This is a genomic window from Rhizobium sp. 1399 (assembly GCF_031455475.1).
GTDB lineage: Bacteria > Pseudomonadota > Alphaproteobacteria > Rhizobiales > Rhizobiaceae > Rhizobium.
This window is the reverse complement of record NZ_JAVDSU010000016.1, coordinates 51,285-64,364: the sequence shown is the minus strand read 5'-3', so window position 1 is coordinate 64,364 and position 13,080 is coordinate 51,285. Positions and strand designations below refer to the sequence as shown.

Genomic DNA, 13,080 nt, shown 5'->3' with positions numbered 1-13,080 from the left:
ATGCAGGCGACGGCAAGGGCCTGACCAAGGCTCTTGCCGAACTTCAAAAACCGTCCAGGACATAGAAGCGCCTCATGCGAAGCATTTCCCTGATGTCTTGGCTCGCGGTTTTCGCCATAGCAAGCTTTGCGGCAGCCAAAAGTTTTGCGCAATCGGCCGAACCATCGAGATCGCCTGCAGACGAGTTCATGCGCAGGCAGACCGATCTGAAACGTGCGCAGCGGCTCAATGCCCTCCAGGCTGCCACGCCTGAGGATTCCGGGGCAGAAGCGCCACCGCAGATCGATAAGAGCGAGGGACCGTGCTTCGGCATTACGCACGTCGAGGTGCAAGGCGTGACACTGCTGCCGCAGACAGCACTCGCGCCAGTTCTCGAACGCTATAAAAACAGCTGCATAGGCCTTGCCGACATCAATAGCCTGCTGAAGGGCTTGACCTTTCTCTATGTGGACAAGGGCTACATCACCTCACGCTTCTATGTTCCGGAGCAGGACATCGCTGCAACGAAGACACTGCGTCTCGTCGCAGCGGAAGGATCGCTTTCGGATATCTACCTGAACGGTAAGCCAGTCACCGCCGGCGGCGTGCTGGCAACGGCCTTTCCAGGAATGCGAGGCAGGCCGGTCAATATTCGCGACGTCGAACAAGGCCTTGACCAGATCAACCTGCTCTCCTCCAACAACGCAAAGACGGCGATGTTGCCGGGCGCACATCCGGGCGAGTCAATCCTCAACGTCGAGAACAAGTCGGACAAGCCATGGCATCTCTCGGTCGCAAACAACAATCTCGGCCAGGCTTCGACGGGTTATTCCCAAAGTTCGCTCTCGCTCGGCGTGGACAACCTCTTCGACCTGAACGACCTTCTCTCGCTTTCCTATCAGCACACTGGACCGGACTATCCCTGGCCGAATGACGGGGTGGGCCGAAGCAATAGCATTTCCGGCTCATTCAGCGTGCCTTACGGCTATTGGACACTGAGCTTAAACGGATCCTGGTATCGCTACAGCAGCACGATTCCCGGCAACTTCACCGATATCGAAACTTCGGGCGATTCAGGCCAGTTCGGTTTCAGCCTTGATCGCGTGTTGCTGCGCGATAAGGACTCCATCACGACGCTGAATACCGCTCTCAACTACAAACAGACCGATAATTTCCTGATGGGCAGCCGCATCGAGGTCGGCAGCCGCCAATATAGCGTCGGCAGTCTCGGCATCTCCCATTCGCGCCGGATGCTCGGTGGGGTTTGGGTTTTCGATCTCGGCTATAGTCAGGGGCTTGATATCTTCGACGCGGTCAAGCGTGGCGAGCCGGCAGCCGCTGACGCCGAGCCGGAATTCTCAAAATTTTCCGCTACGCTCAACGTCACGACACCCTTCGAAATCTCCGGCCAGCACTTGCAGTATGCCACTGTTATCAACGGGCAATATTCGCCAGACAATCTGTTTGGGGCCGAGCAAATCTCTCTCGGGGGCTATAGCAATATACGCGGTACCCGCGACAGCGTGCTGTTTGGCAATAATGGCGTCTTCACGCGCAACGCGATCGTCTGGCGCACGCAGCCATGGGCAAACAGCCCTTTGCTCGCAAACAGGCTGGGCGAATTGCGGCCCTATGCCGGGATCGATTATGGCCATGTGTTCGGGCAGGAGCGCTTCAGCATCGAAAGCGGCGACATCGCCAGCTGGACAGTCGGAAGCCGTCTGGCAGGCGGGACGGTCAATGCCGATCTCGGCTATTCGCACATCTTCAAGAGCACGGCAGATACCAGCATGAGAGATTTATTCTTCGTGAGCGCTGCGCTGTCATTCTAACACTGTGTCACGGTGCGACCCGATCCAACTCGTCCGATATCTCAACGACCGGCCGCGAAAATGCCTCCGCTGCACCCCCCGGCCGAGGTGTTCATGGCACATTTGCACGAGGGAGCCTGTTCCCCTACCCTTGCAAACCGACAATGATGCACTGCGATCAGATTCTCTAAGTGTTATCAGGAAATTACGCACTTTCGCAGCGCCTCACTTCGTCTTAAGGCGCGGAGAAATACCCGGGACTGCAACTTCACCACTGTGGGCTTCAAATGAACGAGCATATGAAGGCTGTTGAACTCAAGAAGGCCTTTCGCCTGATCAACCACGGGCCAACGATCCTGGTTTCCGCGCGCCACGACGGCATCGACAATGTCATGGCTGCCGCATGGTGCTGCGGGCTCGACATCAATCCGCCGAAGCTCACCGTCGTCATCGACAAGATAGCCCAAACGCGCACGCTGATCGAGGCGAGCGGGCGTTTCCTCATACAGGTGCCAACGGTTGCCCAGCTGTCGCTAACGCGCGAGGTCGGGAACCGCAGCCTGTTTGAGGAGCCGGACAAGCTGCAGAAGTCGGGGGTTTCTATTTTCGACGTGCCGGGACAGGACCTGCCCTTCGTGGAAGGCTGCTCGGCCTGGCTCTCCTGCAACCTGATCAATGAGCCTCATATCCAGCATGCCTACGACCTGTTCATCGGTGAAGTAACGGCGGCATGGGCAGACGATCGTGTGTTCCGCGATGGACACTGGCACTTTGAAACGGCCGGCCCGGAATGGCGCAGCCTGCACCACGTCGCGGGTGGCCATTTCTATGCGATAGGCGAAGCGCTTTCGGTTGAAGCCGAACCTGTCGAGCGCGCGCAATCCTCACTCTGAGCAGAAGGCCAATTAGCCCTTGGTCGCTCCTGCCGTCAGCCCGCCGACGAAAAGGTTCTGGAAGAAGAGGAACAGGAGAGCGATCGGCACCGTCATCACCATGGATGCGGCCATGACCGCTCCCCAATCGGTGTTGAACTCGGTCGAGAATTCCGCGAGCCCGATCGGCAGGGTCTTGACCGAGGAATGCGTCGCAAATCAGAGCGCGAAGATGAATTCGTTCCAGGTGCTGCTTGGCCTCGGTGCGCTCATCCGGGTCTGCGCCACCCTCCCTCGTAACTTCATCGCCTTCGAATATACGACCGGCGATCCGGACTGGTGGTACGACATCGTCGAAGGGCTGCCGCAGGCGATCGTCAAGGATGGCTTTGTCGATGTGATCGAAAGGCCGGGCATGGGCGTCGACCTCGTGCCCGAACAGGCAAGACAGTATCTCGCGGAAGACCACCAGATGCTCTTCGATTGATCGGTGGTCCGAGAGCCCTCACCTTTCCAACTTCAGCGCGAACAATACCGAAGGGCGCAGCCAATTGTTATTTGACATCGCAATTTTTTGATTCCTATAGTTGATCCGTTATGAACTGCATATAGTTCATATAGAAACAGGATAGCAGCAATCCGGAGGAGCGGAGCGCTGTCAACCTGAGGAGGAGGAGGAGGCTCATGGGAATCCGATGGAGCCGCGTCATTCCGCATCTGGCCGTTGCGCCTGCTGCGCTGTTGACGCTTGTCTTTTTCATTGGGGCGATAGGCTGGACCGTCTATCTCTCATTCACGGCATCTAGACGCTTTCCCGACTATGAACTGGTCGGCTGGAAGCAGTATTGGCGGCTGTTTCACGATCCGTCCTGGACCCTGTCACTGCAGAACCTCGTCATCTTTGCCATTGGCAGTCTGCTGTCGATCGTGATGGGCTTTATTCTTGCGGCCTTGATCGACAAGGAGGTGCATGGCGAAGGCATCTTCCGCACGGTTTTTCTCTATCCGCTTGCGGTCTCGCTGATCGTCACCGGCCTCGTCTGGCGCTGGCTCTTCAATCCGGGCCTCGGCGTCGAAAATGTTCTGTACTCGATGGGCTGGGAGAGCGCCTCCTTCAATTGGCTTGCGAGCCAGGACACGGTCATGTTCGGGGTCATTCTGGCGGCGGTCTGGCAATCGACCGGCTTCTTCATGGCGCTCATGTTGGCTGGCCTGAAGTCGATCAACACCGAGATCTGGCAGGCCGCGCGCCTCGATGGCGTGCCCTTCTGGCGACTATACATCGAGGTCATCATTCCCATGATGAAACTCACCTTCCTGACGTGCATCATCCTGCTCTGCATCGGCGTTGTGAAGGCCTATGACATCATCGTCGCCATGACCAATGGCGGACCGGGCGGGGCGTCGGTCATGCCGGCCTATTTCGTTATCGATGCTTATTGGCAGAAGCAAAATCTCGGCTTCGCCTCGGCGGGTGCCACCGTCATGCTTTTGACGACACTCGTCCTCTTCCTGCCGCTCGTCATCATCACCGCAATCCGGCAAAGGAGGGACGCATGACGGCGATATCCGCTACATCGCAACCCGGCCGCGCGACGAAAGTGCGCCGGCGCCCGCTGATCCGGCCAAGCCGGGTGGTGATCTTCGTCTTCCTGCTGATGGCAGCCGCCTTCTTCGCGGTTCCACTCTATGTGGTCGTCGTCACATCCTTCAAGACGATGGATCAGATCCGCGAGGGACAGATTTTCTCGCTACCCTCGCCCTGGACGGTCGATGCCTGGTCTTATGCGTGGATGCAGGCCTGTTCCGGCATGAATTGCAACGGCGTGCGCGTCGGCTTCGTCAACTCGCTTTATATCCTTGCCCCCAGTCTGGTGCTGACGATCTCGCTCTCGATCGTCACCGGCTACGGGCTGGCGCTCTGGAACGTCAAATGGGCGAACGGCTTCCTGTTCGTGCTTTTCATCTGCGCCTTCGTACCGTTCCAGATCATCATGTATCCGCTGATCAAGATCACCGGCTCACTGCATATTTACGGCACGACATTCGGCATCGCGGTCATTCACAGCGTCTTGTCGATGCCTTTCCTCACATTGATCTTCCGCAATTATTTCAAGGGCATGCCACCGCAGATCATTGCCGCCGCGATGATCGATTCCGGCTCCTTCTGGCGGATCTTCTTCGAGATCGTCCTGCCGATGTCGGGCAATATCATGATCGTCGTGCTGATCCTGATGATCACGGGCATATGGAACGACTTTCTGGTCGGCCTGACCTTCGGCGCGCAGGACACGCAGCCGATGACGGTCGTGCTCAATAACATCACGGTCACGACGACCGGCGCCAAGAATTATGCGGTCGACATGGCCTCGGCTCTGCTCACCGCGTTGCCACCGCTGGTCATTTACTTCGTTCTCGGCAGATTTTTCGTGCAGGGCATCACTGCCGGCGCCATCAAGGGATAGAGGCATGCCTTCCATCGCATTCAACAATATCGTCAAGAAGTTCGGTGCGCTGACGGTCATCGAGAACCTGAACCTCAGCGTTGGCGACGGCGAGTTTCTGGTGCTGCTCGGACCTTCCGGCTGCGGCAAGACAACGCTTCTCAATCTTCTGGCCGGCCTGCTCGAAATCGACGACGGGGAAATCCTCATCGATGAGCGGGATGTGAGCTATCTCGATCCCAAGGATCGGGGCCTCGCCATGGTTTTCCAGTCCTATGCGCTCTACCCCACCAAAACCGTGCGCGGAAACATGAATTTCGGGCTGTCCTCCCGCGGCATCACGCGGGCGGAGGCGGATAGGCGGATCGACTGGGCGTCCAAACTGCTGCAGATCGAGCACCTGCTTGACCGCAAGCCGTCCCAGCTTTCAGGCGGCCAGCGCCAGCGCGTTGCGATCGGCCGGGCGCTGGTCAAACAATATGGCGTCTGCCTGTTTGACGAGCCGCTTTCGAATCTCGACGCCAAGTTGCGCAACGAGATGCGCATCGAGATCAAGAAACTCCACAACCAGCTCAAAAATACCGTCGTCTATGTTACCCACGATCAGGTCGAGGCCATGACCATGGCGACCAAGATTGCGGTGATGAACAAAGGCGTCATCCAGCAATTCGGCACACCCGATGAGATCTACAACGAGCCGGCCAATCTCTTCGTCGCCGACTTTGTCGGCTCGCCGGCCATGAACTTGCTCGATTGTGTCGTCACGCGTGACGGCAGCGATCTCGTTGCGGTGGATGAGAAGGACAGCATCCGCATCAGCCTCGGCGAATATAGGTGGAAGGCAAAGGCTGCGGAAGGCAAGCCCGTCAAGATCGGCTTCCGGGCGGAGGAGCTTCTGACCGAGGAGCGCCAGGACGCCGGAAATACCGTCCGATTCGACTGCCCGGTCGAGTATTTCGAGAAATCCGGACCTGACGCCTTTGCCTTCCTGACCATGTCGGGAAGGAGCATCGCCGTCCGTATCGATGGGCGTGACGCAAACCGCTATCGGGGCAAGCCGGCTCTGCCCGTCTATCTGCCGCTGACCAAATTGAACGTCTTTGACGCACCGAGCGGCCAGCGGCTGTAACCAGATTAAAAGGGAGGAATGTTGCATGACGAAATGGAATTCGCTGAAGAGACTATCGCTCCTGCTTGCTGCGACGACACTTGCCGCGAACGCCTGGGCGGATGAAGTCGTCGTCTATCACACCTGGTCCAAGCCATCCGAGATCGCGGCACTCGGCGTTCTCAGGGATGCCTGGGCAAAGGACGGTCACCAATGGAAAGATCTGTCAATCGCGCATGACTCCGGCGCCAATGTCAGCCTGATGAACATGATCACCGGCGGCAATCCGCCTGCGATCTTCATGAATTCCGATCCAGGCATCTATAGGGATCTGAACAAGCAGGGCCTCGGCGTGCCGCTCACCAAGCTGTTCGACAGCATCGGCGCCACGAAGAACTTCCCGCCCTCGGTTCTCAAGAACATTACGGTCGACGGCGAGATCATGAAGGCGCCGGCAACGGTGCATATCGACGGGATGGTTTACTACAACAAACATGTCGCCGAGGCCGCAGGCGTCGACCCGAAGTCCTGGAAGTCGCTCGACGACCTCTTCGCAGCCATCGACAAGGTCAAGGCCGCCGGCTATATCCCGATCGCCCAGGGCGGCGATCAGTTCCAAAAGGCCTATCTGCTGCAGGCCCTGATCGCCTCGGAAGAAGGTCCTGACATCTACAATCGGTTCTATGGTGAAAAGCCCGACCGTACGGTGATCGATACGCCGGAAATGCGGGCGGCGCTGAAACGCTTCCGCCAGATCGCCGACCACACCGATTCGGGCTCGCCGAACCGCCAGTGGAACGACACGACCAATCTCGTTATTACCGGCAAGGCCCTGCTGCAGATCCACGGCGACTGGATGAAGGGCGAGTTCATGGCCGCGCAGAAGAAGCTCGGCGAGGATTTCGACTGCATCAACATCCCGGGAACCAAGGCTGTCGTCGTCACCGTCGATTCCTGGGGCTTCCTCAACACCAACAATGCTGACACCGCAAAAGCCCAGGAAGACTTCGCCAAGCTCGATGTCGATCCGAAGCTCAATGCCGAGTTCGTCTTGAAGAAGGGTGCAAGCCCTGTTCGTACCGATGCCGATACGACGAACCTTGATGCCTGCAACAAGCTCGTTCTGGAGACGCTGAAGGATCCGACGAAGCAGGTTTCCAACCCCTTCAATATGGCAGATGCTGACTGGTATCGCACCATCTGGCAGGAAGCCGACAAATATTGGAGCGATCCGAAGCGGACGGATGACGAGTTCGTGCAGGCGATGCAGGACGCCTACGACCAGATCTTCTGACATCTCGCAACGAGAGAACCCGGCAGGTGACTGCCGGGTTCTCTCGTTATTTGCCACTACCGCAGAAACAGTCGGTTCAGACTGATTCTTTATGCAGTCTTTTGATGGCCTGCAGCTGAATGCAATCCGGCGCCATCTCCATGACCTCGATCTGCGTGCCATCGGGATCCTCGATCCAAGCGCCGCGATTACCGTCGATGCCGATCTTGGTCGGCCTTGGCTTGCTGGGCTGGATGCCAACTTTCGCAAGCTCTTCGAACGTCTTGTCGATATCTTCGACGGTGAGGCAGATATGGAAGATGCCGATGACGTCAGGGCCGGATTCCGGCCTCTTCACGCCCTTCGGGAAAAGCTCGAGGTATTGATCATCGTTGATGCGCAGATAGACGATCCATGCCTCGCCCTGATCGTTGAGCAGGCGCGTCATCTCGCGAAAGCCGAGCTTCTGATAAAAGGCCAGCGACTTGTCGAGGTCGTTGACGCGCAATGCGATATGGCCGAGATGATTGAAAAGATCCATAGCTCAGCCCCGTCCATTGATGCGGCGAACGGCTGCCGTCTGCATCGCATCTGTGCCAAGCTGCATCAGTTCGATGCGGTTGCCTTCAGGGTCGGCGATCCAGGCCTGATAGTTGTTGTCGACGCCGAGCTTCTTTTCAGCCGTCAGGACAACGCCGCGGCTGGTGATATCGGCGATCGCCTCGTCGATATTCTCGACTTCGAGGCAAAGATGGTTATAGCCGACATTGGCAAAAGGCGGCGCGCTGTCGCCGACACCTTCCGGAAACAGCTCGATGAACTGCGTGTCGGTGATCCTGAGATAAACGATCCACAGGCGGCCGTCGCGCTCCAGTCGGAACATTTCGTCGAAGCCGAGCTTGTTGACATAGAAGTCGAGCGAGCTGTCGATGTTCTTCACACTGACGGCCACGTGTCCGATCGATTTCACACTCTTCATTGCATCCTCCTCCGTCTTTCCGTTTCACCGCGCGTACTGGCGCAGCCACTCGCCGAACCTCCCGATCCGGCATCTTTTCGGAACGCCGCGTGCGAAATAAATCGACGTGACGTTTCTTATTTGAACTGATATAAGTTCACGTAAGAATTTATCGGCATTCGCGCGCCGGAGTCAATCGAAAGGAGCCGCGATTGCGTGAACTCCACGCATTGCTTATGGAAGGCAAAGCATTGCCTGATGGGCCTGGCAGGATTTTCAATGACCGACATTAGTGAAGACGCCGCGCAGAAATATCGTATCCCCGTCATCGAGCAGATGGTGGAGGTGTTCGCGCTTCTGGAACGAACGCCGGAAGGCGCGACGATCCGCGACGTGGTCAAAGCGGTACGGCTGTCACGCACTACCGTCTACCGGATGCTCAACACGCTAAGCGCCTACGATTTCGTGCATCGCTCGCCAGCGGGAAGCTATACGCTCGGCCGCCGCCTCCTGACACTTGCGGCCCATGTCGCGCCAACCGTTGCGAGCTACGACCTGCTAGCGATCGCGCAGCCGCATCTCAACAAGATCTCCGAGCTTCTGGGTGAAGGCAGCAAGCTGACGGTACCATCGGGCGACAATATTCTGGTTGTCGCCTCGGCGCAGGGACACGGCCAATATGCGCTATCGGCGACGGCCGGCCAGCGCCTGCCGTTTCATGCAGGTGCGGCCGGCAAGATCCTGCTTGCCTTTTCACTGCAGGAGGACATCGAGCGGCGTCTGACCAAGCTCGAGCGCTTCACCAACCAGACGATTACCGATCCCAAGCAGATGCTTGAAGAGCTTGCGCAGATCCGCAAGCAGAATTGGGCGCGGGACATGGGCGAGCAGATGTCCGGCGTTCACGCAATCGCAGCGCCGGTCAGAGATCATCAGGACACGGTCATTGCAGCCGTCAGCGTTCCTTTCGTCACAGGCGTCGACGAAAAGCGCGTAGCAGACATCAAGCAGGCGGTGATCGCGGCCGCGCAATCGATCACCAACGACATCCGATCCGCAACGCCCGCGGCGGGGCTCGCCACAGAGAAGCCTGCACCAAAACACTCAGCTGAGAAGACGGTAGCAAAGCCGAAACAGCGATAGACGTCTAGCGGCCTAAGGCCTCTTCCCCTCGGCGGACGGTGCATTCGCGCATCGCCCGACCGGCCGGGAGGAGCCCTACGTGAACTTGCCTTCCTTCAAATGCTTCGGGATCGGATCTGGGCGGCCGCAGCTGCTGCGGATGGCTACCGGGCGCTTCGACTGGGCGGACCGTTCAAAGGCGGTCATCACCTCAAGCGCATGAAAAGCGAGTTCCGACGAGACGCGATGTGGCCTGCCGGAACGCAGTGAATCCACCATCTCGGCAGCACCAAGCCCTCTCAGGCCGAGATGACCGGGAACGCCTTCGATGTAGGGATGATCGACTGCCACCTCTTCCCAGGACTCATCACCCTCGGTGAAGATCTCGACCTTGCCCGTGAAATTGTTCGGGTCCGGCGTCACCATCGAACCCTTGGAACCGTAGATTTCGATCTGGTTGTGCTTGTGTTTGATGACGTCAAAGCTCGTGGCGATCGTCACCGTCGCGCCGCTATGGAACTCCATCACGCCGGTCAGATGCGTCGGCGTCAGCACTTTGATCGTCTCGCCGAAACGTGGCTGCGTCTTCACAGTCCGCTCTATGCGGGTGACCTTGGCAGCGCCGAAGACTTCGCGAACCGGCCCGAGAAGAGCAATCAGATTGGTGACGTAATAGGGGCCGACATCGAGCATCGGCCCGCCGCCGCGACCGTAGAAGAAGGCCGGATTGGGATGCCAATGCTCGTGACCCGGCAGAAGCAGCATGGCGGTTGCGGATATCGCCGTGCCGATGCGGCCTTCATCGTAGAGGCGCCGCGTCAGCTGATGACCGCCGCCGAGGAAAGTATCGGGTGCGCAGCCGAGCCGCAGATCGCCAGCGCGGGCAAGCGCCATCAGTTCCTCGGCTTCTTCCATGGAAACCCCGAGCGGCTTTTCGGAGTAGACGTGTTTGCCGGCAAGCAGCGCCTTCTTGCTGATCGAATAGTGAGCGGTCGGCGTGGTCAAGTTGATGATGAGGCCGATTTCGGGGTCGGCGAGCATTGAATCGAGCGACACCGACTGGACGCCGAACTGCTCGGCAAGCTTGCGCGCGGGCTCTTGGTAGAGATCATAGATCGACTTCACGCGAATGAAATCGAACATATGCAGCGTCGCGACATAGGTGGCGCTGATATTCCCGGCACCGACGATGCCGACTTTCATGGGGCTGTTCCCGCTCATTTGTGTTCCTCAGGCGATGATGATGTCGAGTTCGGCAGCGCAGTCGCGCAGGTAGCGGATGCCGCGTTTCATTTCGGAATCGAATTCCGGCGTGGCTTCCCGGAAATGGGTCCAGTGCGATGCGCCCGGTGCATCCTCGAGCTCCAGGGTGATCGGCCCGGAATAGCCGATCGTTCGCAAGGCCGCGAAAATCGCCTTCCAGTCGATCTTGCCGCGGCCGGGGCGCCAGTGGGCATTGGTGTGCCCTTCATTGTCGGAGAAATGCGTGTTGTAGATCCGGTCTCCGAGCGACAGCACCACGTAATGCGGCATGTCGCCGGCAGGAAAGAGATGACTTGGATCGAAATTGAGCCCGAGATTGGGAGCGCCCGTGCGCTCGATCAACCGCAGCATTCCTTGACCTGAGCTCACCCAGCGATAGGGATGCGGCTCGATGGCGACACGCAGCCCGGCATCAGCGGCAATGGCGCAGGCTGCCGCGAAACCTTCGACGACGACCTCATATTCCTCCGCCCAAGCCCATTCGGGCTTCACGACAGCCGACCATTCCTGGGCCGTCGGCCGCTGCAGGATCGGCCTGATATCCGATTGGAAAGGATAAGGCGTCATGCTTGTCATGATCGGCGCGCCGATCTTTGCCGCCAGCTCGACGCCGCGTTTATAAGCATCCAGGTCCACATGGGAGACCGGTGCGCCATCATCACGCGAAAATGGCAGATTGTAGAAGAAGTTAGTCAGCGTCAGCCCCTCACCGTCAGCGATCGACTTGAGCTCGCGGATCGTCTCGTCGGTGTAATAACCTAGCATGTCGACCGACCATGCAGTCAGCTCGAAACCCTTGCAACCGGTGGCCGCCAGCCGGCGCAGAGGCGCCGCATAAGGCGGATTCCAGTTGAACGTCCAAATTGGCGAGCCGAAAAAAAGTGCTTGAGCACCCACGCCGTCCTCCCATCATTATCGCAGCGTCTTTATCTTCCTTGGGAGCGCTCCAACCCGCTCCAAAAGTCAATTTGTAACGTTACGAATGCATGGTAGCAGCTATTCTGTCAACGTCTTCCCCCATGGAATTTGGGGCGCATTGCGGTAGGGAAAGATGAATTCGTAACGTTACGAATAACTTGACCCGCGCAAGATTTCTGAGGGATTTTTAGCGCAGGCTGAATTCACTGCGGCGTTCGACAAAACTGGCGCGGACAATCTCGCTCAGGCCGGATGCCGGCTCGCCCTGTATCGACCTGTAGAGGAGATCGCTGAGACGCTGTCCGATGACGAAATTCGGAAAATAATAGGTGCTGATCGGCGGATTGTAGAAATCGTGGAGACGACTGCCGGAATAGGTCACGATGGAAAAATCCTCGCCGACCTTTCGCCCAAGGTCGGCCAGAGCCGAAACGAAGCCGAGGGCTGCCTCGTCGCTTGCCACGAAGGCGCTGGTGACGTCAGGATATTTGGCAAGCGCATCCACGGCGATCTTCTTGCCGCTATCAGGCGTGGTTGCGGTGAAGAACATCCGCTCGTCAGGAACCGTCAGGTTCCTGCGGTTGAACTCAGCAGTCCAGCCCTTGATGAATTGCAGGCTGTAGGTGAACTGGCTGGAGGGCACGACCAGCAGCGGCGCCTTGTGTCCGGCATCGAGCAGTCGCGCCGCCGCGGCCGCGCCGATCTCCTCGTGGTCGATATCGATGCTCGGATGTTTGCTGAGCAGCTCGGTGCGGCCGAAGGTGACGAAGGGCATGCCGACTTCCAGCAGATATTTCACCCGATCGTCCTGAGGCCTTGTATGGGTAAGGATGAGACCATCGACGGTCCCCTCCTCGACAAGATCCCGGACGGTTGTCAGCGGGTCGTCAGCCTGAAACTGTGGGGCGACCGTCGTGCGGTAGCCATGTTGTTTCATTGCGCCGCAGAAGCCCTCGATCAGCGAGGCCACCACGATATTCATCTCGCCCTCCCGATGGAACGGCATGATGACGCCGACGGCATGTGTCTTGCCCGTTCTCAGATTGATGCCGCCGAGGTTCGGTCGGTAACCGAGATCGGACGCGGCTTTCTTGACGAGGTCGATCGTCTCCCGGTTGACCTCGGGGCCATCCTTCAAGGCGCGGCTGACGGTCGTGACGGAAAGGCCGAGCGACTTCGCCACAGTGCGCAACGTCACCCGCTGTGCAGCCCGGCGGGATGCCGCCAGTTTTGCTTGATCCGCCACGCAGATTTCCTCCAATTTGACAGCCGATGTCCTTGCTGGAACACGGCGATCTCTAGCCTATCATGGGAGCTTCGTCCAAAGGGAGC

Annotated in this window: 12 protein-coding genes and 1 pseudogene; 8 read left to right on the top strand and 5 right to left on the bottom strand. The window is 58.4% G+C overall.

Annotated features, from left to right (window positions below):
- The first annotated feature begins 74 nt into the window (after positions 1–74).
- The 7 genes and pseudogenes from J2X71_RS32875 (at position 75) to J2X71_RS32845 (ending at position 7,508) form a co-directional block, all read left to right on the top strand.
- Positions 75–1,811: a ShlB/FhaC/HecB family hemolysin secretion/activation protein gene (locus tag J2X71_RS32875; protein ID WP_310389021.1), complete on the top strand. Its 1,737-nt coding sequence runs from the start codon at positions 75–77 to the stop codon at positions 1,809–1,811.
- A 278-nt stretch (positions 1,812–2,089) separates the two neighbouring features.
- Positions 2,090–2,683: a flavin reductase family protein gene (locus J2X71_RS32870; RefSeq protein ID WP_310389019.1), complete on the top strand. Its 594-nt coding sequence runs from the start codon at positions 2,090–2,092 to the stop codon at positions 2,681–2,683.
- 229 nt (positions 2,684–2,912) lie between these two features.
- Positions 2,913–3,149: pseudogene (locus J2X71_RS32865) on the top strand (mandelate racemase/muconate lactonizing enzyme family protein); the annotation flags it as partial.
- A 197-nt stretch (positions 3,150–3,346) separates the two neighbouring features.
- Entirely contained in the window at positions 3,347–4,222 is an 876-nt protein-coding gene (locus J2X71_RS32860; protein WP_310389017.1) for a sugar ABC transporter permease, read from the top strand.
- Positions 4,219–5,127 carry a carbohydrate ABC transporter permease gene (locus J2X71_RS32855; protein WP_310389014.1) on the top strand — a complete coding sequence of 303 codons (909 nt, stop codon included), beginning with the start codon at positions 4,219–4,221 and terminating at the stop codon, positions 5,125–5,127. The genes J2X71_RS32860 and J2X71_RS32855 overlap by 4 nt, the downstream gene beginning before the upstream one ends.
- Before the next feature lie 4 nt (positions 5,128–5,131).
- Positions 5,132–6,235, top strand: coding sequence for an ABC transporter ATP-binding protein (locus J2X71_RS32850; RefSeq protein ID WP_310389013.1), 1,104 nt, complete (start codon positions 5,132–5,134; stop codon positions 6,233–6,235).
- A 25-nt stretch (positions 6,236–6,260) separates the two neighbouring features.
- Positions 6,261–7,508: an ABC transporter substrate-binding protein gene (locus J2X71_RS32845; protein WP_310389011.1), complete on the top strand. Its 1,248-nt coding sequence runs from the start codon at positions 6,261–6,263 to the stop codon at positions 7,506–7,508.
- Positions 7,509–7,584: 76 nt separating this feature from the next.
- On the opposite strand, the gene J2X71_RS32840 is transcribed toward J2X71_RS32845, so the two are convergent.
- Positions 7,585–8,028: a VOC family protein gene (locus tag J2X71_RS32840; RefSeq protein WP_113321690.1), complete on the bottom strand. Its 444-nt coding sequence runs from the start codon at positions 8,026–8,028 to the stop codon at positions 7,585–7,587.
- A 3-nt stretch (positions 8,029–8,031) separates the two neighbouring features.
- Positions 8,032–8,466, bottom strand: a complete 435-nt coding sequence (locus J2X71_RS32835) for a VOC family protein (RefSeq protein WP_310389007.1) — start codon at positions 8,464–8,466, stop codon at positions 8,032–8,034.
- Positions 8,467–8,724: 258 nt separating this feature from the next.
- On the opposite strand from J2X71_RS32835, the gene J2X71_RS32830 reads away from it, so the two are divergent.
- Positions 8,725–9,588, top strand: coding sequence for an IclR family transcriptional regulator (locus J2X71_RS32830; RefSeq protein WP_310389005.1), 864 nt, complete (start codon positions 8,725–8,727; stop codon positions 9,586–9,588).
- 75 nt (positions 9,589–9,663) lie between these two features.
- Here J2X71_RS32830 and J2X71_RS32825 read toward each other — a convergent pair whose 3' ends face one another.
- From J2X71_RS32825 to J2X71_RS32815, 3 genes are all read right to left on the bottom strand, one after another.
- Positions 9,664–10,788: a Gfo/Idh/MocA family oxidoreductase gene (locus J2X71_RS32825; protein WP_310389003.1), complete on the bottom strand. Its 1,125-nt coding sequence runs from the start codon at positions 10,786–10,788 to the stop codon at positions 9,664–9,666.
- A gap of 9 nt (positions 10,789–10,797) precedes the next feature.
- Entirely contained in the window at positions 10,798–11,727 is a 930-nt protein-coding gene (locus J2X71_RS32820) for a sugar phosphate isomerase/epimerase family protein (protein ID WP_310389001.1), read from the bottom strand.
- 208 nt (positions 11,728–11,935) lie between these two features.
- The gene (locus tag J2X71_RS32815) at positions 11,936–12,994 is read right to left on the bottom strand and encodes a substrate-binding domain-containing protein (RefSeq protein ID WP_310388999.1); all 1,059 of its coding nucleotides are present in this window, start codon (positions 12,992–12,994) and stop codon (positions 11,936–11,938) included.
- Between the last annotated feature and the right edge of the window lie 86 nt (positions 12,995–13,080).

Bases quoted from the DNA above. Each gene is read 5' to 3' on its own strand.
- J2X71_RS32875 (WP_310389021.1), top strand. From the start codon at position 75: ATGCGAAGCATTTCCCTGATGTCTTGGCTCGCGGTTTTCGCCATAGCA.
- J2X71_RS32870 (WP_310389019.1), top strand. From the start codon at position 2,090: ATGAAGGCTGTTGAACTCAAGAAGGCCTTTCGCCTGATCAACCACGGG.
- J2X71_RS32860 (WP_310389017.1), top strand. From the start codon at position 3,347: ATGGGAATCCGATGGAGCCGCGTCATTCCGCATCTGGCCGTTGCGCCT.
- J2X71_RS32855 (WP_310389014.1), top strand. From the start codon at position 4,219: ATGACGGCGATATCCGCTACATCGCAACCCGGCCGCGCGACGAAAGTG.
- J2X71_RS32850 (WP_310389013.1), top strand. From the start codon at position 5,132: ATGCCTTCCATCGCATTCAACAATATCGTCAAGAAGTTCGGTGCGCTG.
- J2X71_RS32845 (WP_310389011.1), top strand. From the start codon at position 6,261: ATGACGAAATGGAATTCGCTGAAGAGACTATCGCTCCTGCTTGCTGCG.
- J2X71_RS32840 (WP_113321690.1), bottom strand. From the start codon at position 8,028: ATGGATCTTTTCAATCATCTCGGCCATATCGCATTGCGCGTCAACGAC.
- J2X71_RS32835 (WP_310389007.1), bottom strand. From the start codon at position 8,466: ATGAAGAGTGTGAAATCGATCGGACACGTGGCCGTCAGTGTGAAGAAC.
- J2X71_RS32830 (WP_310389005.1), top strand. From the start codon at position 8,725: ATGACCGACATTAGTGAAGACGCCGCGCAGAAATATCGTATCCCCGTC.
- J2X71_RS32825 (WP_310389003.1), bottom strand. From the start codon at position 10,788: ATGAGCGGGAACAGCCCCATGAAAGTCGGCATCGTCGGTGCCGGGAAT.